This window comes from Streptomyces sp. NPDC001668 (genome assembly GCF_042893155.1).
GTDB lineage: Bacteria > Actinomycetota > Actinomycetes > Streptomycetales > Streptomycetaceae > Streptomyces.
Genome location: NZ_JBIAUQ010000014.1, coordinates 250,843 through 271,255, shown reverse-complemented (window position 1 = coordinate 271,255; position 20,413 = coordinate 250,843). Strand labels below are relative to the sequence as shown.

Sequence of the window (20,413 nt, the reverse complement as noted above, 5' to 3'; positions counted from 1 at the left end):
GGGCGGAAGCGCTAAAGCGCTTTATATTGGGCCTTTCGGCCCAATAAATGCCCCCTGGAATTCCCCGTTGGGGAATTCTTGGGTGGTTTATGTCGGCCCCCGTTGGGGGCCTTGGTTTGGGCGTGGAATTTCCCGTTGGGAAATTCTGGGTTGTTTTTGGTTTGGTTTTCTGCTCGGTTTTTGTGTGGGTTGTTTTTGGGTTTTTGGTTGGGCCCCTGTCGGGGCCCTTTGTTTTGGGTTTTGTGTTAGGTGGCAACTCCCCGCCGGTGGCGGGGAGTTGTGGGGTGTCGTCTGGTTCAGGTGGTTTGTGGGTGGGGTGGGCCCTGTCGGGCCTGGGTGGTGGTGGGGTGATGGGGGGTGAGGTGTGGGGGTGTCAGGTTGGTTGGTGGGTGGGGGTGTTGGGGCCCTGTCGGGCCTGGTGGGGTGGGGCGTGGCGGTGGGGTGTTGAGGATTGCAATATTCGGATGTTCGGCTGGGTGGGGGTGTTCCTGGCCGTTGGCCAGGGGGTGGGTGGGGGTGGGGGCCGGTGCTTGGGGTGACGGTCTGTTGCGTGGCCTTCTTCTCCTCTCCCCCGCTCTGTCGGGTCTCTGGGGGGCGCCTTACGGCGCGTCAGGGGGTGTGGTGGAGGTACTGGGTGAGGTGCTCGGCTTGTTCGCGTGGGGATGACCGCGGTGGGTGTCGTGGGGCTGGGTCGGGTTCGGTGTCTGTGGGGAGCTGGGGCAGGCCGGTGGCGAAGTAGTCGGCGCTCTTGCTGTTGCCGGCCTTGGTGCGGCTGAACAGCAGCTCGGGGGCGGCCCCGTTGCCAGGGGCTGCTGGTGTGCAGGGGGACCAGGATGCTTCTCCCGTACAGCGGGGCGGCGCCTCGGATCCTGGGGCGCTCGTCGACGGGGCGGATGAGGCCGCGTGCAGACGTGGAGGCCGTTGCCCTGGGCGTGGGCGAAGACCAGCTCTGCGCCGTCGGTGACGGGCACGACCAGGTGGTGACGTGCCGGGGGCGTCAGGGTCTCCTCGGCGGGCAGCAGGGCGGGGCGCGGCCCGGGGTTTCGGGCGCGCTGGGGTCAGCCTGTGTCGGGGCGGGCTGTGTATCCCCGCGCTGCGGGGCCCTGAAGGGGGGAGGCCGACGGTGTCTTGGTTCCGGAAGCGTGGCGAGGCCCGGCGGCCGTGCGCAGCTGGCACCGGATGCGAAGAACATGTCGCTGCGCCGGGCTGGTGCGTGCTCGGGTCCGGCGGCAGACCGGGCCGGCAGGAAATAGGCGGCGCGCGTGGTATGGGCTGTGCGGCCGGGTCTGATTCGCTGCCGGGTGGTGTCGCTGGGCCGGGGTGGTGAGGGTTTCCTGGGTGCGCCGAATAGGCGGTCTCTTTCAGTTCGTCTTTTCGGCTGGACGGGTCGCTTCTTTTCGTCTCTTCTCGGCTTGAGTGAGGGCTGGAAAGCGGGTCCGGTCGGCGGGCGAGGGAGAATTGTTTGAATGTGGTCTGTCTGCCTTTTCTAAGGGGCTTCTTTTGGTTCCTGGGGGCGGGCGCGGATGTCGGTGTTTTTCGTTCTTGGGCGGTCCCTGGGGGCGGGTGGCGGGGCTGGTTGTTTTCTGTCGGATGCGCCCGCTGGGCGCATTTCTCTTTATGGGCGGTCGGGATACCAGGGGGCGAGGCGCAGCAGGAGGGTCAGGGTGCGGCGGGCGGCGGTGCGGTGGGCCGGGCGCGGGGCGTAGGCGGCGCCGAGGGCGAGGACGGCGGTGAGGGCCAGGAGCAGCAGCAGGGCGGCGCCGGCGTAGGCCAGGGCCGTGCGGCCGGCCGCGGTGGGGGCGAGGAGGAGCACGGTGGCCGCCGCCGTGGTGGTGGTGCGGACGGGCCGGGGGTTGGGGGTGCGGGGACGTCGGCGGGCGGGCATGCGCGAGCGGCTCCTTTTCGGGGCGTGGGTGGTGTCCGGGCCCCGTTGGGGCCCTGGTGTTTGCCCAGTTCAGCGGACGTGTGGCGAGCGGTTTCCGGGTACCTCGCGGGGTTCTAAAGTCGTGCGGGTGGCACGAGGAGAGCCCAGTGGGGCGGATCAGGAGCTGATCGAGCGTCTGGCGGCGCTCGGCCTGGCGGTGTCGGCGGCGCAGCTGGAGCGGTGGCGTGGGGCGGGGCTGCTGCCGGCCCATGCACGGGCGTGGCTGGGGCGCGGGCGCGGCTCGGTGTCCGTGCTCGGCGAGGACACCGTCGCCGTCGCCGCCGTGCTCGCCCGGCACGCGCGGCCGGGGCGGGACCTGCGCTGGACGGTGATCGCCTGGTACGCCGAGGCCGGACAGCCGGCGCTGCCCGGGCAGCTGGCGGTGCCGGAGCCGCCGTGGCCGGCCGTGCACGAGGCGCTGGTGTGGGCGATGAGCCGCTCGGCGGCGCAGCGCCTGGTCAAGGCCGCCCGGGCCGCGGCCGGCGGCGGGGACGAGGCGGAGGAGGCCTTCTACGCCCAGGCCGGGCGGGTGGTGGGACGGGGCCCGGGCGGGCCGCCGGATGCGGAGGAGATGCGGCGGGTGCTCGAGGACCCCGGCGCCGAGCTGGAGCGCGGTGAGGATCGCCGCCGGCGGCGCGGGGCGGTGAGCCTGGCCGCGGCCGCCGGTATGGGCGCCGGCGAAGTCGGCGGCACCGTCCTCGTCGACGCGCTCGCCGCCCTCATGCCCCACCTGGACTGGGGACCGGTCGCCGCCGCGGCGCGGCAGGCGGAGGAAGAGGGCACGCTGCAGGGCTGGATCCCGGCCGGCTCGGTGGACCCGCTCGCCCGCCTGTCGGCGGCCGGCGAACAGGAGATGGCCGCCGCACGCCGTACGGCGCAGCTGCTCGCCGGCATCGGCGGCCTGTACCTGATGCACGGCCTCGGCATGCCCGACAACCCCGCCCTCACCCGCCTGCGGGCCCACATCGAGGCCTCCGGGTTCGCGCTGGTCATGGCTCAGATGGTGCCCATGATGATCAACCCGTCCGGCATCCCGCACGTCCTCGCTATGTGCCTGGCGCTCGAAATGGCCGCCCTCGCCGCCTGGTTCGAGACGCTGCTCGCCGACCAGGCCGCCACGGGGCGTGGGTTGCTGCGGCTGCCCGGCGACGAACAGGGCGGAGCCGAGGCGTACATGCGGGCCTGGATCGACCACATCCACCAGCTCGGCGCACGCGCGCGGTCCGGCGCCGACGCCCACCAGGAGGAGACGGTGGCGGACGGGGCCGGCGACGGTGGCGCGGCCGGCGGACGGTCCGGAGCAGCAGGGGCCGCCGCCGCTCCACAGGGCGCCGGCCGCATGCCGGAGCAGGACCAGCAGCCGGACGCGGAAGGGATCGCTGATGACCGGCGATGAGCGGGGGCCCGGCTCCGTGGTCGCGCACGCACCGCCGGCGACGCAGCCTGCCGGCAGCGGACGGCGCGGGTACGCGGACACCCAGCCGTGGGACCGGCACCCCGGCTGCTGACCGCTCCTTCGTCCCCGTCTCCCCCTGCAGGAGGACGCCGCCGGCCCGGAGTCGGCCACGCCGTACGACGGGCCCGGCGCGGAAAGCCGGCCGCCCGGCTGCTCAGCCGGGCCAGAACCTGGGAGCCGAAGGGCGCGACGCCATCACTCCTGGAAGACAGGCCGCTCCATCACCAGCGCTGAGCACACACACGCACACCAGCAGGGCATGTCCGGGTCACCCGGGTGAACCGACCGTGCCTTGCTCACTGGGCCCTCGCAGCTGATGCACTGCGTGGCGCAGCCGCACATCGTGCAGTCGGCGCACTTCATCCGACCGCACTGTCCGCACACGGTGTCCCGCGGCGGCGGCACGGGAAAACACTCACGGCACTCGTGGCTGCCGCAGACTCCACAGGTTGGCATCACCACCCCAGACTCAGTCCTCGGCCCGAGCGCACGATGCGGTGACACACGTACGTTCGCCCGGAAGGGGCTCGACGCCCCCCGGCGCTGCCTCCCCTCCCCTCCCCTCCCCGGCCCGGTCCTCGCACTCCGCCGCGCCCCACCACTGAATCCCTAAAAAAACGGGCAGGCAATCCGCTTGGGAATTCCGAAGGGATGGGCTCGAATAATCGTGATGGGGGAAATTCCCTGTGTCGTATTTCGGTGGTCGCTGCTGTGTTGGTGTCGGCTGAATGTGTGCGACCTGTGAGCGCAGGGGCGTGCGGAGCGGATCATGGCGAGATCTGAGCGCTGGAGCGCGTACGCCCGGGCGCGGCGGCTCACCGGGCACCACCCCGTCGACGGGGACCGGCGGCGGATTCGGCGGAGCGGGCGCCCGGGACGCCGGCGGCCCGTCATGTCACGGCTCACTGCTCGGCGTTGAGCATTGCAATATTCAGCAGCCCGGCTGCGGGAAGGGCGTCAGCGCGACCGTGTCCCTTGGACGGTGTCCCCGCAACTCCCCATGTCTGTTGGGGTGTTCGTTCCTGGGCGGGCTGCCGGTGGCCCGCCCGGCACCCTCGCCCGGCGGGAAGCACCAGCGGGCGGACCGCTCCACCGGTTGAGTGATCATCGAGGTCCGCCGTTACGGCTGCGTGTGCCAGTTGTGGGCCGACCGGAGGGCGGCGCGCAGCCGGCGGCCGTCGGCCGTGTCCGGGATCTTGAGGCGGCAGGGATCCATGGCCGTGAGGCGGGCCAGGGCCGTCTCCTGCCCCTGGGGGCCGTCGCGGTGCGCGGTCTGCAGCCGGTACAGGGCCTTGTAGAGGGACTGGGACAGTCCCTCGGCGTTCCCGGCCACGAAGGGCGCCATGGCCTTGGTCAACTCGGCCACCGGGTCCGGGACATGCGATGCCGGGCGGGAGGCGGAGCGGCGCCGGTAGGCCTTCTGCCGGCACGGCGGCCCGCAGTACGAGGAATCCGCACGCCCAGCCGTAACGGGCGTGCCGCACGCGCCGCACGGCCGGCCCGATCCCTTGCCGCCGTTACGGATCCGCGTGAGAGATGTCCGGCACGCCCTCGAACACGTCACCCCCGCCAGCAGCTTCTCCGCCCGCCGCACCACCAGCAGCCCGCAGGCCACGCACGGCGTCGGCGCCATCACCTCGCCCCGGCCGATCAGGTCCACCCACCGCACCCGCGCTGTCCGCCGTGCGGCATCCGGGCGCGACAGCCCGGTGACCGGGTCAGGGCCGCCCTCGCCGTAACAGCGCGCGCAGACCAGTAGCCGGCCGCCGACCCAGCGCCGGCCCCGGCGCACCGCGCCGGAGACGAGGTATGCCGGGCCGCCGGACGCACCGGGCAGATCGGCGGCGCATACGGCACAGGTGCGAGGACCCTCACGAACAGCCATAACGGGCACAACGACCCGCACGCGCAGCCGTAACGGCGCGCGGCCTCCGGGGCGCCGGTGCCCAGCTCCTGCACGGCGGACAACCGGCACGCGCAGCCGTCACAGCCCTGTGCCGCCGGGCCCGCGTACGACGGGGATGCCTTATGCAACTCCCCTACTGGCCCGGTGTGTTCGCCCCCGTGCGGCGGGCGTAGGCGGCCAGGCCCGCAAGATCCGGCCGGTGCTCGGCGATCCGGGCGGTCAGCGCGCGTACCGAGGGGCGGCGGGCCTCGGCGGGCGCGGCGAGCTCGACCAGGCGCAGCTGGGCGAACGCGCCGGCCATGTCGCCGGCGTCGATCAGGGTGCGGGCGGTGTCGGTGGCGGCGCGGGCGCGGCGCTCGGCGGTCGGCAGCTGCGTGGCCTCAAGGCGGCGGGCGTGGGCGAGGGCGGTGTCGACGTGGCCGAGGTGGCGGTGGATCCCGATCCGGTACAGGGCGCACTGGCCGGCCGACAGCTGGGGCGGCCGGCTGTCGGCGTGCGGGTGACGGGCGAGCCGCAGGGCCGTGTCCTCGGCCTCGTCCGCGAACTCCTCGGCCAGCGCGGGCCGGTGGGCCTGGGCGGCGGTGTAGGCGGCGGTGAGCGCCACCATGCCGGCCGCGTCCAGGGCGGCCGGCGTGGGCCGCCGGAAGGCCGTCAGGTGGTCGTGCGCCTCCTGCAGAAGATCCAGGGCCTGGCGGGTGCGGCCGGTGCGGCGCAGCGGGGTCGCGGCCGCGCGGGCGGCCGCGGCGAGCACCACGGCGTTCCCGCAGCGGCGGGCCGCGGCGCCGGCCAGGCCCGCGTAGGCGCCGGCGGCCGCGGTGCGGCCCTGCTTGACGGCCAGCTGGGAGGCCAGCGTCCACACCCCGGCGGCCCGGGCGGCGTCGGCCGGGCCCTGCCGGACCTCGTGCCCGGCGGCGTCCAAGAGCAGCGGCAGCAGCCGGCCGAGCCGGTCGTAGGCGCCGGCCGCGAACAGCGCGCGGGCCGCGGCGAGATCGGTGTTGGAGACCGCCGCCGGGCCCTCGGCGGCCGCCCACACGGGCGTCGGACGTACGACGACCGCGGCGCCCAGGACCGCCCCCGCGCCGAGCACGCTGCGCCGCTGCATCCCGCCCCGCCTTCCCCCTCGCGCCCGGCCGGATGCCGGGACACCGTCACGACGGTACGGCCGGCCCCACGGGCGCGACAGGGCGCACACCGCCCGCCGCGTACGCCCCCGGCGGGCAGCCGCAAGACCCGCGGCGGACGAGGGCAGGGCGAGGAGAGCGCGGGCACCAGGACGGCGCCGGGCGGCGATCGGACGGGCCCGAGACGGCGCTGAAGGCCGTCAGCTGCGGCGTTTCCTGCGACGCCCGAGCCATCCCGAAAGCCCCTTGCCCCAGCGGCTGGTTGGGGGTGGTGGCGGGGACGTCGGCAGCGGCGGGTGGGCCGGCCGGGGCGGGATGGCCGGCTGCTCGGCCGGTGAGCCGGCAGACAGCACGTCGTCGGGCGCGGGCGGCGGCGTTCGCGGCGCAGCGGTGGAGGGTGCGAGCGGCGCGCGGGGTTGCGGTCCGCGCTGCGCAACGTCGGGAGCTTCGGCCGGCAGCGCGGGCCGAGGCGGTGCGGGCGCGACCGGCGGTGCGGGCGGCACGGGGGGTGGTGGTGTGGTGCGACGCGTGGGCGCGGCGGGACGCTGGCCGGCCCTCGTGGGACGGGACGCCCGCTGGGAAGGGCCTCGCGCGTGCCGTTCGGTGGCGCGCTGGCGCGCGGTCACGGCGGGCGGGCTGACCGGCTGGGTCGCCGACCCGGTGTCCTCGTCGGTGTGCCAGTACGCGATCTGCCACGCCTCCTCGGCGAACAGGCGCAGCTGGGGCACGCGGCCGTCGGGGAAGGTGCCCCAGGCGCCGACGGCCAGGACGTGGGTGCCGACCGTGAGCGGCTCGATCAGGGTGGGGTGCATGGAGCGCAGCACCACCTCGAACTCCTGGCCGTCCAGGTCGGTGTGGTCGGCGAGGAACACGAACGGCCGGCCCTTGCGGTCCTGGTGAACGCGCTGGACCGTTCCGTAGACGGCGACGGGATGGGAAGGGGCGCGCCCGGGGCCGTCCGGGTCCAGGCGCCGTACCAGTTCCCCGTAAGCGGCGGCGGCCGGCCCGTAGCAGAACCGTCCCCACGGGATCGTGCCCTTGTGGCCGTGGGGCTGCACCTTGAACCGCTTCACGACCGTGTCGTCGAAGGCGTTCAGCTGCAGGAACTGGGCGATTTTCGCGGCGCAGTTCAGCAGCGGCGGCAGCAGCGGCGCCACCGTGTCGATGCTCTGGGCGGTCACCGCGTGCGGCGGCAGGTGCGGGTTCGCCTGCTGCGGTGGCGGCGCCAGGTCCTCCACGTCACCCGGGAGGGTCAGCTTCAGCACGCCGTCCTCGACGTGCGCCAGGTCCTTGGCTCCCCGGGCGATCGAGGCGATGAACTCGACCGGGTTGAACGGACAGGCCTCTTCGTGGCTCGTCCTGGGGTTGAGGGCGAAGTGCGCGCGGTAGCTGGCCCCGTTGCGCTTCACGTAGGTGCCCTTGCCGTGCACACCCGCGTTGCACTTCGAGCAGATCAGCGGCTGCTTGTCCGTGTACCAGGCCGGCTTGTCGCCGATCTGCGCGGCGAAGACCTCCCGCCCGCTGTCCTTGATCCGCGCTCGGAACACGCCTCCCCCTATCGCCTGCCGTGACCTACCAGAAGATCACAGACGAAAAGGGCCGGCACAGGGCCGTACTGGCCGGTCCCTCGACAAAAGGCCGGCCGTTGGCCGGCTGGGGCCCGCCCCTGTCGGGGCGTCGACGGGAGCGCAGGACGGGCCCCTGACGGGGCCCGCGGGTGTCGGGTGCGGGGCCGGGGCCGTTGGCCCCGGCGGGGTATGGCGGGGCGGGTGTCGTATGGTCCGGAACAGCCATACGGCAGCTGCGGCCGGGGGACGGCTCGCCCGAGACCAGCCGAGCCATCCGGGTCCTGATGTCCTGGTGGAGCCACCCGGACACCTGCGCTGCTCCCCCTGGGGTGTCCGAGGCCCCCGCTACGATGACGGTGCACCACAGGGCAACCGCGCCGCGCCCGGTCCACCACCACCTCGACGCCCACACCGCCGACGGGGACCGCAGACGTCTGTGACTCGCGCGAACGGTTTCGTCATGCCCTCCTCCTGGACGGCCGGCGCGTGTGGGGCAGCAGGCCGGAATGAGGACGTGAGACGCCCATGACCAACCGCCGCGACCGGGAACACGACCGCGCCGTGAAGGCGTACAAGCGGGCGCACCCCGGCATCACCCTGGACCAGGCCCGCGCCGCTGTCGCCGCCCGCTCCGGCCGGCAGCCCGGTCTCCCGGCCCGGATCCCTGCCGCTCCGCTGCCCCGCCCCGCCGAACGGCTGGAGGGCTACATCCAGCGCGTCGCCGCGGCGGTGGGTGTCCAGCGGCACCGGGCCATGGAACTCCTCGGCCTTCAGCCCGGCGCCTCCGCCACCGAGCGTCTCGACCACCTCGCCGCCGGCCCGCTGCCCGACCACACTGTCCGGGCCCTTGCCGCGGCCACCGGCATGACCGCCGACCAGGCCCGCGCCCTGACCGCCCCGCTCCCCGCGCGCCCCGACCTGGAGGCCGTACGGCGCATCACCGAGCACAACTTCGCCGCCGGACACTACCGCCGCCCCGGCATGGGCAAGACCTCGACCCGTGGACTGTCGGCGGCCGTGGCGCTCGCCCTGGCCCAGCAGGCGGGCATGATCGCCCCGGACGCGCAGCCCGCCTCGGACCGGCCCGGCCGGACCCCGGACCTGGAGGACCTCGCGCGGCGGCTCCTGGACGAGCAGCACATCCGGCCCGGAGGCACGGGCAAAACCCGCACGGACGCCGGTGACCTCGCCCGGCTCCTCGCCGCAACGAGCGGGCAACGGCCCCTCCTGTTCGACCTGCCCGGCAACGAGCCGCACCCGGCCCCCTACACACCGGTCTTCGTCGATCTGGACTGGCCGGCCAATGCCACCAGGCCACCCATCGCCCCCGAGGTCCTCGACGAGGTCACCCAGGCCCTCGGGATCGGGCAGAACACCGGCACGCACGCGCCGCCGCGCGAGTAACGGCCCGCGCGGCCCCGACGGGAGCAGCACGGGCGACCGGGCCGTATCAGGCCCGCACAACCCCGCCCAGACCGGAGCACGGCGAGGGCCGGGCCCCGGACGGCGGCAGTCCCAGGACAACCCGCCGACGACCACGCCCACCCGAAGGCCTCCACCCGCACCCGACACCGCTGGGACCGCGCCCGCAATCGGTATCCCGGCTCTGTCCGGTCCGGCGCGCTGATAGCGTGGCAGCCGGGCCGGACAAGGGTCCCGGACGATCCTCCGCCACCCGGCACGGCGGGGGGGAATCGCCAAAGCGGGCACCGGTCCGTGTGATGGGGATTTCCGCATGTCTTCACCCTTCGACACTGGCCGGGCAGTGTGCGAAAGGTGCCCTGATGGCAGCTCCCCTCGGAACCGGGCGCGCCCGGACGCGCGCTCGGCTGACCGGTGAAACCCACGCCCAGGCCAGGCTGGACCTTGCCGGCCCCGACGGCGTCCCGGATGCCGGACACCCGGAGCAGGCCGCGCTCGAGGCCGCGATCCTCACCGAACTCCATGACGCCTTCGACCGCGGCCACCACCCTCTCGACGGTGCCGTGTACGGCATGACCCGGGTCCGGCCCTCGCACGCCTCCCTGGTCCTGCACCTGACCGACGGCCTGTGGGAAGGGGTGCTCGATCTGCTGCTCCCCGAGCCCGACGCTGGCTCCGACGTCGAGGATCTGTCCGTCTCTGGGATCCCGGGACTGCGGTGCCGCAACCTGCCCAAGAACCGGGTCGTCCTCTACCGGCCGGACAGTGCCGCCAGCGTCCTGCTGCAGCTGCCCGCCGACGACGCCGCCGAGGCACGGCAGTGGGTCACCGCGCTGGACCGGGACGGCAACCCGATGCGCTCCTCGACGACGTGGACGTCCGCCGAGCGCGAGCAGCTGGCGGCGTACGAGGCGGGGCTGGGGGACGTGACGGCGCGCAGCCGGGTGCTGCGCCGCCTGCTCGCCTTCCGCGATCTGCCGGCGGTCTCCCTTATCGGCGACGACGGTGACGTTCCCTCCCTGGAAGATTTCCGGCAGTTCCTCGCCGCCAGCGGCGCCGCGGTGCGGCCGGCAGCCGCCCGTACCGGGCCGGTGCGGTCCCTGAAGCGGCCGGTGGACCGGGCGCTGGTGCTGGCCGTGGTCGGGGGCCACGCCGCGAACGGGCGGGGGCGCGGCGGAGTGGGGCGTACCCGCACGGCCGTCGGGCTCGCGCGGGCGCTCGCCGCCCGGGGCCTTCAAGTCCTGGTGGTCGACGCCGACCCTGCGGGCCCTGTGCGGCGGGCGTTCACCGGCGGCCTTCCGGACGGAGTCCGGGTGGAGAGCGCGGTGACCGGCGGGGCGCCGGACACGGAACTGGTGCGCCAACTGGCCCGTGAGCCGCTGCACGACGTCGTCCTCCTCGACTCCGGCCCCTTGGAGCAGAGGATCATCGCCGAGGCGGCCGACCACTGGATCGGCGTCGCGAGCGTGTGGCACCGCCCCGACCCGTGGCAGATCCTGGCCGACGAGATCACCGGCGCGAACGGCCAACGGCTTCCCGCAGGTTGGGACGCAAGGTGGCTGGCGGTGATGCGCGCGAACCGCTGGAAGGTGCGCTGGCGGCTGGCCCCGGGCGACTTCGAGGGCATGTTCGCGCCGTTCCCGGCCGCAGGATGCGCGGGGATCGTCGTGCTCGGCGCACGGGAGCAGCCAGGCGCCCGCGCGCAGGACTACCTCGACGGGCTGCACACCATGCTCCCGGTACTGGCCCCGGCCGTCCCGTACATCGCCGGCGAGGAGGACCTCCGGGAACAGCAGCCCGCCCGTACGGCGTTCGAGCGGATCGCCGAAACCCTCTGGGGCAGCCGTACACCCGGCACCGCTCCCGGTGGCCAGGGCGTCCGTCCCGGTGCTGCACGGTGAGGCGGCATCTGCCGGCGAGGCGTTCACCGGACCGTGCGGACACACCGCCGCCGGCCGCTGCGGCGGGGGGATGTCTCATGACCTGGGCGAGGCGATGAGCCGCCCGCCGCGTGCCCGGGACTTCGCCGGGCAACTGGTTCGCATGGGCCTGTTCCTGCTGCTGGGCACGTCGGCGTGGGCCGTGATCGTGCTGTGGCTGGTCCTGGGCGCTGTGGAGCGGACGGACGGGACGGCAGCGGTGCTGTCCGTGGTCATGGCCGTCGCCGGCGCGGTGCTGTTCCCGCTGCTGTGGCGGCTGTTCTCGCGTCAGAGGCCGCTTGCCGCCGCCTGCCAGGCGCTCCGCGACGCCGCCCGGGTGATCCCGGCGGGAAGCGGCGGTGTCTGGGAGGACGCCGTAGCGGACACCGCGGTGCTCGGTCTCGTGCGGCCGGACGGCACCGTCTCGTTCTCGCTCGCACAGAATGAGGACCTGCAGGTCATGGACCGCGCCACCGCGGGCGGGATGCTCCACCTGATCTCGACCGAGATCCAGATCCTGGGCCGGGCGCCCGTTGCCTGGCGGCTCGTGCACGCCGACCCCACCGCCGCCGGCCCGCATCCTGGCCCCACCGCCGCCGGCCCGCATCCTGGGCCGCCGGTCACGCGGTCCCTGACGGGTATGGCCAAGCTCGTGCTCATGCAGCACCGGACCGGAGTGATGACCCCGTCGCCCGACGAGCTGACGATGCTGATCCGCCGCGTCAGCGCGACCCAACCGATGATCATCCCCGGCCGCCCGGCGTAGGCGGACCACGCAGCCACGCCTGTACGGAGGTCGCCGTCAGCCCTCGGGCCCGCCCCCGTCCGGGTGTACGCGGCGAGTTCGGAACGATTCCGCCCTGCGCCGGCTGTGTCCCGTGCCCGCTGCAGACGTCACCAGACAACCACCCAAGCCACCACCACATGAACTCGGGTACGGGGCCCCAGGGCTTCCGACCGCCTGGGCTATCTGGAGTTCTGGCGCGCCGCATAGCTCAAGGGAGTCGGGTCTGTCGGGCGGCGTCGACGTCGCCGGCGTTGACCAGTGACGTCCTCAACTCCTCGCGCCCGGCCGGGCGTTCGGCCTGGGGCAGGGCGGTTGCGGCGTCCAGCAGGGTGCGGGCGTGGCGTCGCACGGCCGCCTCCCGCCATGTCCCGGGCGCCGAGGTGACCAGCAGCGCAGCCAGGAGCAGGGCGTCGGCACGGCCGGGGTGGGCGGCGGCCCGTTCGGTGACGAGATCGGCGTCGGTCAGGGCCGGGGAGTGCTCGGCGCTCGCCCGCATCAGCTCCAGCCACACCGTCTCCTGGACGGCCGCGTCCGCGAAGGCGCCCGCACCGGCGAGCGCACCCGCCGGCAGGCCGGCCGCGAGCGCGGCCCGCCACAGGTCCACCGCCGCACCCACCCGCGCCTGCCCGGCCGGCGGGAGGGGGACGTCGGCGCCGGTGTGCGGGGTGCGGGCGGCGATCGCCTCCAGCAGGCGGGAGACCGCGAGTGCGCCGTCATCGGTGCCGTCCGCCAACTCGGCCCACCACGTGGCGGGTTCGCCCAGCAGGGCGGGATCGTCCAGGAGGGCGTGCGCGAGCTGCTCGGCGGCGCCGGGCATGCCGGCGCGCAGCGCGGTGAGGAGCTCGGCACGGTCCAGGGCGGCGAGCAGCTGCCCGTCGGGGCCGCCCCAGCGCAGCCAGGAGGCGGCCGGCGACGGCCGGCCGGGCACGAGACCGTACAGGGCGGTGCGGTGGGCGGCGGCGAACGCGGGCGCGTGGCGGTGCAGGGCCGGCAGGTGCACCCCGATCGCGGTGGCCACCGCTTCCTGGCCGGGGTGCGCGGCCAGTGCGCCGACGACCGTGTCGAGGACCTCCGCGGGCATCTCGCCCGTGGTGCGGGCCCGGCGTGTGGCGTACTCCAGCAGGCAGCCCAGCGCCCGCACTTCCGGATCCGATCCCACCAGCGCCGGCGCCGTCCCCTCCCCCGCGGGCTGCGCAGCAGCGGCGCCCGGGCCGGCGGCCGGAGTCGGGGTGGCGGCAAAGGTGCCGTCCTGGGGCTCCCCGGGGCGGGCGGTGTCCCCGGCGGGGCGGGTGAGCGCGGCGGCCAGCGTCCGCAGGTACGCCGTGGCGTCCTTCTCCTGCTCCCCGTCGAGGGCACCGGCGCGCCAGGCGGCGGTGAGCAGGTCGAACAGGGCCTGGTCGGCGAAGGACACTGCGGCGGGCCGGCGCCGCACGCCATCGAAGCCGACGGCGGTAGTCGGCTCGCCGAAGCCGCGGCGCACCTCGAGCGTCGCGGCGACGGCCGCCGGCAGCGCACCGTCCGGGAAGGCTCCGGGGCGGTCGGCGTGGGCGGCGGCCGCGGCGAGGTAGAACGCGGCGAGCTCCGGCCGGCCCAGGGCGGCCAGGACGGCGGGCACGTCACTCGTCCAGGCGGCCGGGTCGGCGGCGACGAGGCGGTGCAGCACCATCGCGTACCCGTCGTCGCCAGCGTCCGGGGCCGCGGCCAGCGCGGTGGCGGCCGCCACCGGCCCCTGGCCGGCCGCGAGTTCCGTCAGGTCCTCGGCGTCCAGCATCGTGGTCGCCTTGACCGGCTCCAGCACGGGCGCGGTGCGGGGGTTGGACGGGCCGGCGGGCTCAAGGCGGTGCAGCGCCGCAAGCAGCGGTGCCCAGCCCTCAAGGACCGTGGAGGGCAGGACCGGCGACCAGTCCCGCACCCGCAGCCAGGTCGCGAGCGGCTCGGCGAGGCCGTCGGCCTGGTCGGCGCGGGCGGGCAGGACCTCCTCGATGAGGGCAGCGGGCGGCGGGGTGCCCAGAGCGGCGCGGACGTCGGCCTGAAGCTGCGCTGTGTGCTCGGGCGGGCAGGCGGCGAGGACCAGCTCGACGAGGCGGGCCGGCTCCGGATCGGGATCGGCCGTCAGGGCCTGTGGGACGAGCGCGATCGCCTCCTGCCACCACTCGGGCCCGTCCGGGGCATCGGCGGCCGGCGGGCGGTGGGCGAGGTGCGCGGCCATCAGGCGGGTGTGGAGGCGGGCATCGAGGCCGGCCAGCCGCCGGAAGCGGCGGGTGCGCTGGGCCAGGCCCACTCCGGCGTCCGCATCCGCCGCGGCCACGTCCAGCACGGCGCGCGCCAGCCGCGGCCCGCCGAACGGCGCGATGTCACCGACGTGCACCTGGTCCAGGTCGGCGTGGAAGACAACCGGCCGGGCCTGCTCGGCGGTCAACTCGACGTCGTAGGCGAGCAGTTTGGCCAGGACCGCCCGGACGGCGCCGACGTTGCGGTGCGCGGGGCCGCGGCGGCCGGTGGGATAGGCAGTGCACGCCAGCTCCCGCACCAGCATGGCGACATCGTGGTCGGGCAGGCGGGACGCGACCTGAAGCGCTGCCAGCTCACGCATCCCCTCCTCGGCCGCCACCCAGTCCGCGCCCGCCGCCGCGCCCGCGACCTCCTCGTCGCCGTCGTCGAGGAGGCCTGCGGCCCTCATCCGGGCCCTCACCCGCGCGGCGACCTCACCGAGCGCCAGGTGGCCGGTGTGCTCGTCCTCGACCGCGCCGGTCAGCAGTCCCTCCACCACACCGATCCACTGCCCCGTCCGCTCGGCGCGCGGCACCGCGCGGGCCCACCTCGCGGCCAGGCGCAGCGTCGCCCCCGCCTCGGGCCCGTCCCCGTCCCGGACACCGGGAGCGGCCAGCGCGGCCTGGAGCTGGGCGGCGTCGACGGCGTCCCAGCGGCGTACGGCAAGGCCCAGCAGCCCGTCCAGGGCCAACCGGCCTGCCGCGGCGACCTGTTGCGCACGCGTGGGCTCTGCGGCGCCATCGCCGGGCGGTGCGGCCAGCCACGCCCGGACGGCGTCCGGGTCCGCCTGAGCGACCTGGTCGAGGAACGGAGCGGCCGGCCACCGTCCGCCCGCCGCCCCGTCCGGCATCAGCAGGTGCGGCGCGTGCTCCTGCAGAACCGCGAGCCACACCGTGGCCGGGCCGGAGCGGAAAAAGTAGTCGGTGGCGCGCGGGTCCGCCCAGCCGGCGAGCTCCTTCGCCTCGGCGGCGCCGGGGTGTTCGAGGGCGACCAGCTCGAGGACGCGGGCCGCGCGGTCCGCAAGCGGCACCAGCAACTCGCGGGCGGCGGCGAGGATGTCCGCGTACAGGACGGCGGCCTCACCGGCATGGGCCGCGCGGCCGTGCAGGATCCCGGAGGCCACCCCGTAGACGGTTCCCCACACATCGAGTGCCGCATCCTGCGCCGCGCCGAGCTCCACCCCCATCTGCCGCTCGACGATCCCCCGCGCCCGCGCCTGGTGGTAGCGGCCCGGCTTCACCAGCTCGTCGCGCAGCACGTCCGCGGCCGCCGCCACCCGCGCCCACGCACTCGCCTCGACGGACGGGCCATCGGCGGTGGTGCCGGCCGAACCGGCGCCGACGGCCGGCCCGTCGGACGGGGAGGCCTCGTCAGCAGGGGGTGCGGCGTCGACCGAAACAGCCGGCCCGTCCGGCATCAAGGCCCCGGCGGTGGGGGACGTGACGGCGTCGACCGCGGCCAGCAGGCCTTGTGCTGCGGGCTTCAGGCCCACCGTGACCGGGGCGCCGGGCAGGCCCAGCAGCGCGTCCGCCGCGGAGCGCACACACGCCGCGGCGACCTCCGCCGGCCGCGCGAAGCCGCTGCCGGCCAGGACCCGGTGGGCATCCCGCAGCAGCCCCAACGCCCGTACGCCCGCCTCCCCCTGAGCTGTCAGGGCGTCCGCGAGGACGTCGTCGACCTCGGGCAGCACGCTCGCGCCGGCCGGCGCCACCTCATCGCTCACCGAAGCACCGTAGCCCCGCCGGCCACCGTCCCCGCACCGCTGTCGCGGAACCGCGATAGCCACCTGGGCGGGGCGGACGAAGAGCAGCTCGTCGACAAGAGCGGGCCGGCCGTTGGCCGACGGCGGGCGCGCCCCCTGTCGGGGGCCGCGCGGGGGGGGTGGGGCCGGTCCCTTTCGGGACGCGGGACGTCCGGCCCGGGCCGGGCAGTTTGACGCCCGGCCGCGGCGTCCGGCCGGCACGTCCTCGGTTCTGGCCGCGCGGCGGGGCCGCGTTCATGCGGGTGCGGGCGGCGTGGTCTGGGCCGATGCGGCGTACTCGGCGGCCGCCTCGACGTCCTCGGGGGCGGCCCAGCCGTCGTAGCGGGTGCCCAGGGCGGTGGTGGCCGTTCGGGGGACGAGGCGGCCGTCAAGGACGTCGGCGACGAACTCGGTCAGGCCCCGTTCCTCGCGGTGGTCCCAGCCTGCGTGGACGGGGCTGTGCCAGAACGGGCTCGGGTCGCACACCTCCGCGCAGGCCACGGCGCTGAAGCGGCTCACCAGCGGGTGCAGCCGGCTCCACGGTCCGTCCGGCGCCGCAGGCCGGTACAGGCGGGCGGCGGGCACATGATGGAGCCAGCGCGCATCCCGGTACGTGAACCAGACCACGCCGACCGTGTCGTCCTGGTAGCGGCGGGTGCGCGCGAGGACGTCATCGACGGGCGCGGAGGAGACCTGCGCCTCCAGCGCGGTGCGTGCGCCTCCCGCCGCGGTGACCAGGACGTCGGCCCGCCAGCCCCCGTGTGCGGCGCCGGCCTCCAGCTCCGCCTGGTGGCCGGCCTGGCGCGCGGCAGCGGCCAAGGCCCGCTTGAGGCTGCGGTGTTCTTCCGTCTCGCCGGCGCCGGCGCAGTTTGGGGAGCGGCGGTCGTGCGCGAAGAACCGGCCGCCGCGCCCGGACACCTTCGCGTGCATCGGCCCCCCGCACCAGGTACAGGCCAGCACCGGGCGCGGCCGCACCCGGTACACCGCCTCCCACACCAGGCCGCAGCCCAGACCCTCAACCGTCGCATCCAGCGTCCCGTGCCCGTCCCAGCGCGCGGTCAGTGGCATCGACTCGCCCCCCCCTTTGCCTGTCGGCCTGCCAGCATCCCCCAGCCTGCCCGCCCAACAGCAGCCCCGTCGACGCACGTTGGTCCCCAAGCCGGGCCGGCGTAGCGGCAGCGAGCAGCATGTCGACCAGACGGGGCCGGCCGTTGGCCGGCGCGGGGCGTGCCCCCTGTCGGGGGCCGCGTCAGGGGTGGGGGCCGGGTCCCCTTCCGGGACCCGGGTCGGTCGTGTGCGGGGCCGGGGCCGTTGGCCCCGGGCGGGCGCGGACGGTGGCCGCCGGTGGTGGATGTCTGTGGTGGGGAAGCGTCGCAGGCAGACCGAGGACCGGGGATCCGTATGGCGAAGGCCGGGCGGGCGCCTGCGGCAAATCCCCGCCCGTCCCGGGCCCATGGCGTAGGGTGGGCGCACCGACGCGGGGTGGAGCAGCTCGGTAGCTCGCTGGGCTCATAACCCAGAGGTCGCAGGTTCAAATCCTGTCCCCGCTACCACCATCCGGCCCCCTCCGATACCAGCGGAGGGGGCCGGAGCCGTTCACGAGCAGCATCACCGGTCCGTACGCCATCGCCGCCGGCCCCGAGCGCAGGGGCCCGGTGTCACCGGCCGGCGAGCAGGCCCCGCAGCACCCCGGCCCCGTACGACAGCCGCGGCACGAGCGGGCGCAGCAGCCGGACGACGCGCCCACGGCGTACGAAAGGGTGCCTGCTCAGGCCTCAGCCCCGCATGCGCTCGGCCCACCCCTCGGGCGGCACGAACACGGTGGACGGCGCCGGCCTGCTGTCCACCGCCGCTGCAGGCGAGGTGGACGGCTCTTTGTCCGCTTCTCGGCCGCGGCCTGCGACGCGCGTGCGGGAGGCGACCGACGTACCTTCCCAGGCCGCCGGCGACCGGCTCGCGTCCCGGGCACCGGCGCTGCCACCATCGTCGTCACCGCGCCGGACGGCAACTCCCCGGCCCGGCCCCAGCACCCGCACACCCGCCCTGGAGGCACCGCCATGCCCACCGTCCCGCCGGAGGAGCCCGCTCTGCCCGAGACCGCCCCGGCGCCCGCCTCGGGCACCGGGCGCCTGGGCGCGGGTGAGGCGGCCGTCGTCGTCACCGCGATCACCGCGGTGACGGTGCTCGCCGTCCTGGAGCGGCCCATCCCCGCCGTCCTGACCGCGATCGCCTCGGCCGCCGCCTGGCTGCTGCTCCCCCACCGCGCGCGCCAGCTGCTCGCCGCGCTCATCGGCGCCGGCCGATGAGCGCTTCGCCTGCCGGCACGGTCGAGCTGGCGCTCCTGCGGGGCTGGCTGCGCGGCATCAAGGGAGCGTTCACCTACGACACCCTCGTCCGCCGCGCGGGCGAGCACGGACAGCACGTCTGCGAGCGCACGCTGCGCCGGGCCGTACGCCAGACCCTGGACGGCCGGCTCCCCTCCCTTCGCGTGGTCGTGGCCTTCGCGCACGGCGCCGTCCACGCCCAGGCCCACGCCGCCAGCGCGAGCCGCGGCGCCGACCCGCTCGAGGTGCAACGGGCCGAACAGACGGGCCGGGCCCTGTGGGAAGCCGCCGCCAGCGCCGTTCGCCGGCGAACGCAGCCCCGCCCGCGTCGCGTTACCTGGGTGCCGGGCCACATCACCACCCAGGCCGGGCTGACCCGGGCCATGCAGCGGTTGCGGGAGGAAGCCGGCAACCCGTCCCTGCGCGAGCTGGCGGCGGCGCCGCAGACCGCCGGCCGCCTCTCCGCCAGTGCGCTCCACCTGGCCCTGACCGGCAAGCGGCTGCCCAGCGAGCGGCTGCTGACCGCGTTCACGGCCGCCTGCCACGCGAGCGAGGCCGCCCTGCAGGCGCTGCTCTCGGCCCGCCGGCGGATCACCAACCCGCCGCAGGAGGACGACTTCACGGGCGTCGGCTACCCCTGCGAGATCATCGACCTGGTCGAGGAGACCGAGGAGCCCGCGCGGCCCTGGCTCGCTCCCGAACCGGAACTCGACTGGTACGACCAGCAGCTGCGGGACGAGGAGCAGGCCGCCACCGACAGCATGATCGCGTGGATCGACAGCCTCACCGCCGAGGAGATCGAGGACCTGCAGCGCCAGGCCGAGGCCGGCGACGGGCGGGATCTGCGCGCCGAACTCACCGCGCTCATCAGCCGCGCCGAGGCCGCGCGGTAGAGCGGCCAGGGCTCTCGCCCGGCGCATCGGCACGGGCGCCGGCGCGGACACGCCGCCGCACGAGTAGCGCGGCGGCCCTGTAAGCCCGCCGCGGCACCAGGGCGCAGCGCCTGCACGACCGGCGGCGGGTCGGGGCGCAGCGGCCGGACCCGCCGCGCGGCGTACGGGTGCCTGGGCGGCCCGGGGGCGGTTCAGGCGGCCGCGGCGACCTGGTCCGCGGCGGGCACCGCGTGCTGGGCCGCCACCTGCTCCAACACCTCGTAGAGCGCGCGGGCCCGCCGGCTGCGCGGGGAGCCGAAATCCTCCCGCCGGGCGGTCAGCAGCAGGAGCCACTGCGCGCCGGTCATCCGCATCCGGCCGGCCGCCCGTACCGCGGACAGCAGGCGTCGGCTCTCGCGCTTGTTCAACACCCCTTGCACGGGCGTCACCAGCTGGTGCGCGGGCACCCGCAGACGCTGGCGCAGATGCAGCGGCACCTCGTTCCACGACGCATCCTCCGCGCCGGGCAACAGCCGCCCTTCAGCGGCTCCGGACTCGGCCCGCACCGGCGGCACAGGGCCGGCCGCCGCGGGGACCGGCCGCCCGGAGCGGGTCCGGCCGGCCGACGCCGCGGACTCGTGGTCCACCGGCCCGGATCCGGCCTCGGCGGGGAGCTGCTCGCCGGCCGGGGCAACGGCGGCGCAGCTACCGGCACGGGTGTGGGCGGCCAGGTTGGCCGGCGTCCCCGCGTACGCGCACCCCGCACAGCGCACCCAGCCCGCCTCGTCCACGGCCCTTTGCACCACCGAACGCTGCGGGCCGAACCCCAGCGACACCAGCCGCTGGGGCAGCTTCATCCCCTCCAGCGCGCGCAGCGCCGCGGCCGCCGTGATGTCGTGCCCCCGCACAAACCACCGCCCGATCTCCGCCTCCTCCCCGCACCCGCAGAAGCAGCCCCCCGTCGGCACCAGCCGAACGTCCCTCGTGTCCGTCACGCCCCCGGACGCTACTGACTCCCAAAGCCCCAGACAGACCGACCCACGCCCGCGACAGCAACCGACCGCACGCAACCACCCATTGGCCCTACACCACCCCCTCGCCC

13 protein-coding genes and 1 tRNA gene are annotated in these 20,413 nt (G+C 75.4%); 7 read left to right on the top strand and 7 right to left on the bottom strand.

The genetic code is table 11. The features are described from left to right. Positions 1-1,615: 1,615 nt before the first annotated feature. A complete protein-coding gene (locus ACFYZ8_RS34575; RefSeq protein ID WP_389050771.1) occupies positions 1,616-1,885 on the bottom strand; it encodes a hypothetical protein in 270 nt (89 codons plus the stop codon). A 127-nt stretch (positions 1,886-2,012) separates the two neighbouring features. Between ACFYZ8_RS34575 and ACFYZ8_RS34570 the strand changes: the two genes are divergently transcribed. Further along, the gene (locus ACFYZ8_RS34570) at positions 2,013-3,320 is read left to right on the top strand and encodes a hypothetical protein (protein ID WP_389050769.1); all 1,308 of its coding nucleotides are present in this window, start codon (positions 2,013-2,015) and stop codon (positions 3,318-3,320) included. 1,180 nt (positions 3,321-4,500) lie between these two features. Here ACFYZ8_RS34570 and ACFYZ8_RS34565 read toward each other — a convergent pair. The 3 genes from ACFYZ8_RS34565 to ACFYZ8_RS34555 all read right to left on the bottom strand — a co-directional run bounded on the left by ACFYZ8_RS34565 (position 4,501) and on the right by ACFYZ8_RS34555 (position 7,954). Next, the gene (locus tag ACFYZ8_RS34565; RefSeq protein ID WP_389050767.1) at positions 4,501-5,265 is read right to left on the bottom strand and encodes a hypothetical protein; all 765 of its coding nucleotides are present in this window, start codon (positions 5,263-5,265) and stop codon (positions 4,501-4,503) included. Positions 5,266-5,419: 154 nt separating this feature from the next. Then, a complete protein-coding gene (locus ACFYZ8_RS34560; protein ID WP_389050765.1) occupies positions 5,420-6,388 on the bottom strand; it encodes a transcriptional regulator in 969 nt (322 codons plus the stop codon). Between the two features lie 219 nt (positions 6,389-6,607). Further along, complete coding sequence (locus ACFYZ8_RS34555; RefSeq protein ID WP_389050763.1) at positions 6,608-7,954, bottom strand: hypothetical protein; 1,347 nt, start codon at positions 7,952-7,954, stop codon at positions 6,608-6,610. A gap of 546 nt (positions 7,955-8,500) precedes the next feature. On the opposite strand from ACFYZ8_RS34555, the gene ACFYZ8_RS34550 reads away from it, so the two are divergent. From ACFYZ8_RS34550 to ACFYZ8_RS34540, 3 genes are all read left to right on the top strand, one after another. Next, entirely contained in the window at positions 8,501-9,379 is an 879-nt protein-coding gene (locus tag ACFYZ8_RS34550) for a hypothetical protein (protein WP_389050761.1), read from the top strand. Between the two features lie 380 nt (positions 9,380-9,759). Further along, entirely contained in the window at positions 9,760-11,298 is a 1,539-nt protein-coding gene (locus tag ACFYZ8_RS34545) for an AAA family ATPase (RefSeq protein WP_389050759.1), read from the top strand. A gap of 70 nt (positions 11,299-11,368) precedes the next feature. Then, positions 11,369-12,082 carry a hypothetical protein gene (locus tag ACFYZ8_RS34540; RefSeq protein ID WP_389050757.1) on the top strand — a complete coding sequence of 238 codons (714 nt, stop codon included), beginning with the start codon at positions 11,369-11,371 and terminating at the stop codon, positions 12,080-12,082. Positions 12,083-12,311: 229 nt separating this feature from the next. On the opposite strand, the gene ACFYZ8_RS34535 is transcribed toward ACFYZ8_RS34540, so the two are convergent. Both ACFYZ8_RS34535 and ACFYZ8_RS34530 read right to left on the bottom strand, forming a co-directional pair. Further along, the gene (locus tag ACFYZ8_RS34535) at positions 12,312-16,097 is read right to left on the bottom strand and encodes a hypothetical protein (RefSeq protein WP_389050754.1); all 3,786 of its coding nucleotides are present in this window, start codon (positions 16,095-16,097) and stop codon (positions 12,312-12,314) included. 273 nt (positions 16,098-16,370) lie between these two features. After that, positions 16,371-17,183 (bottom strand): competence protein CoiA family protein, encoded by an 813-nt coding sequence (locus tag ACFYZ8_RS34530; protein ID WP_389050753.1) that lies wholly within the window; start codon positions 17,181-17,183, stop codon positions 16,371-16,373. Between the two features lie 408 nt (positions 17,184-17,591). Here ACFYZ8_RS34530 and ACFYZ8_RS34525 point away from each other — a divergent pair. The 3 genes from ACFYZ8_RS34525 to ACFYZ8_RS34515 all read left to right on the top strand — a co-directional run bounded on the left by ACFYZ8_RS34525 (position 17,592) and on the right by ACFYZ8_RS34515 (position 19,332). Beyond that, positions 17,592-17,668: transfer RNA gene (locus ACFYZ8_RS34525), tRNA-Met, on the top strand. A gap of 504 nt (positions 17,669-18,172) precedes the next feature. Beyond that, positions 18,173-18,421, top strand: coding sequence for a hypothetical protein (locus ACFYZ8_RS34520; protein WP_389050750.1), 249 nt, complete (start codon positions 18,173-18,175; stop codon positions 18,419-18,421). Further along, the gene (locus ACFYZ8_RS34515) at positions 18,418-19,332 is read left to right on the top strand and encodes a hypothetical protein (RefSeq protein ID WP_389050749.1); all 915 of its coding nucleotides are present in this window, start codon (positions 18,418-18,420) and stop codon (positions 19,330-19,332) included. Before ACFYZ8_RS34520 ends, ACFYZ8_RS34515 begins: the two co-directional genes overlap by 4 nt. A 191-nt stretch (positions 19,333-19,523) precedes the next feature. On the opposite strand, the gene ACFYZ8_RS34510 is transcribed toward ACFYZ8_RS34515, so the two are convergent. Further along, positions 19,524-20,306 carry a hypothetical protein gene (locus ACFYZ8_RS34510; protein WP_389050747.1) on the bottom strand — a complete coding sequence of 261 codons (783 nt, stop codon included), beginning with the start codon at positions 20,304-20,306 and terminating at the stop codon, positions 19,524-19,526. Positions 20,307-20,413 lie beyond the last annotated feature (107 nt).

Coding starts and splice junctions, on each gene's coding strand:
- ACFYZ8_RS34530 (WP_389050753.1), bottom strand. CDS start 17,183: ATGCCACTGACCGCGCGCTGGGACGGGCACGGGACGCTGGATGCGACG.
- ACFYZ8_RS34550 (WP_389050761.1), top strand. CDS start 8,501: ATGACCAACCGCCGCGACCGGGAACACGACCGCGCCGTGAAGGCGTAC.
- ACFYZ8_RS34540 (WP_389050757.1), top strand. CDS start 11,369: ATGTCTCATGACCTGGGCGAGGCGATGAGCCGCCCGCCGCGTGCCCGG.
- ACFYZ8_RS34545 (WP_389050759.1), top strand. CDS start 9,760: ATGGCAGCTCCCCTCGGAACCGGGCGCGCCCGGACGCGCGCTCGGCTG.
- ACFYZ8_RS34560 (WP_389050765.1), bottom strand. CDS start 6,388: ATGCAGCGGCGCAGCGTGCTCGGCGCGGGGGCGGTCCTGGGCGCCGCG.
- ACFYZ8_RS34515 (WP_389050749.1), top strand. CDS start 18,418: ATGAGCGCTTCGCCTGCCGGCACGGTCGAGCTGGCGCTCCTGCGGGGC.
- ACFYZ8_RS34520 (WP_389050750.1), top strand. CDS start 18,173: ATGCCCACCGTCCCGCCGGAGGAGCCCGCTCTGCCCGAGACCGCCCCG.
- ACFYZ8_RS34565 (WP_389050767.1), bottom strand. CDS start 5,265: ATGGCTGTTCGTGAGGGTCCTCGCACCTGTGCCGTATGCGCCGCCGAT.
- ACFYZ8_RS34575 (WP_389050771.1), bottom strand. CDS start 1,885: ATGCCCGCCCGCCGACGTCCCCGCACCCCCAACCCCCGGCCCGTCCGC.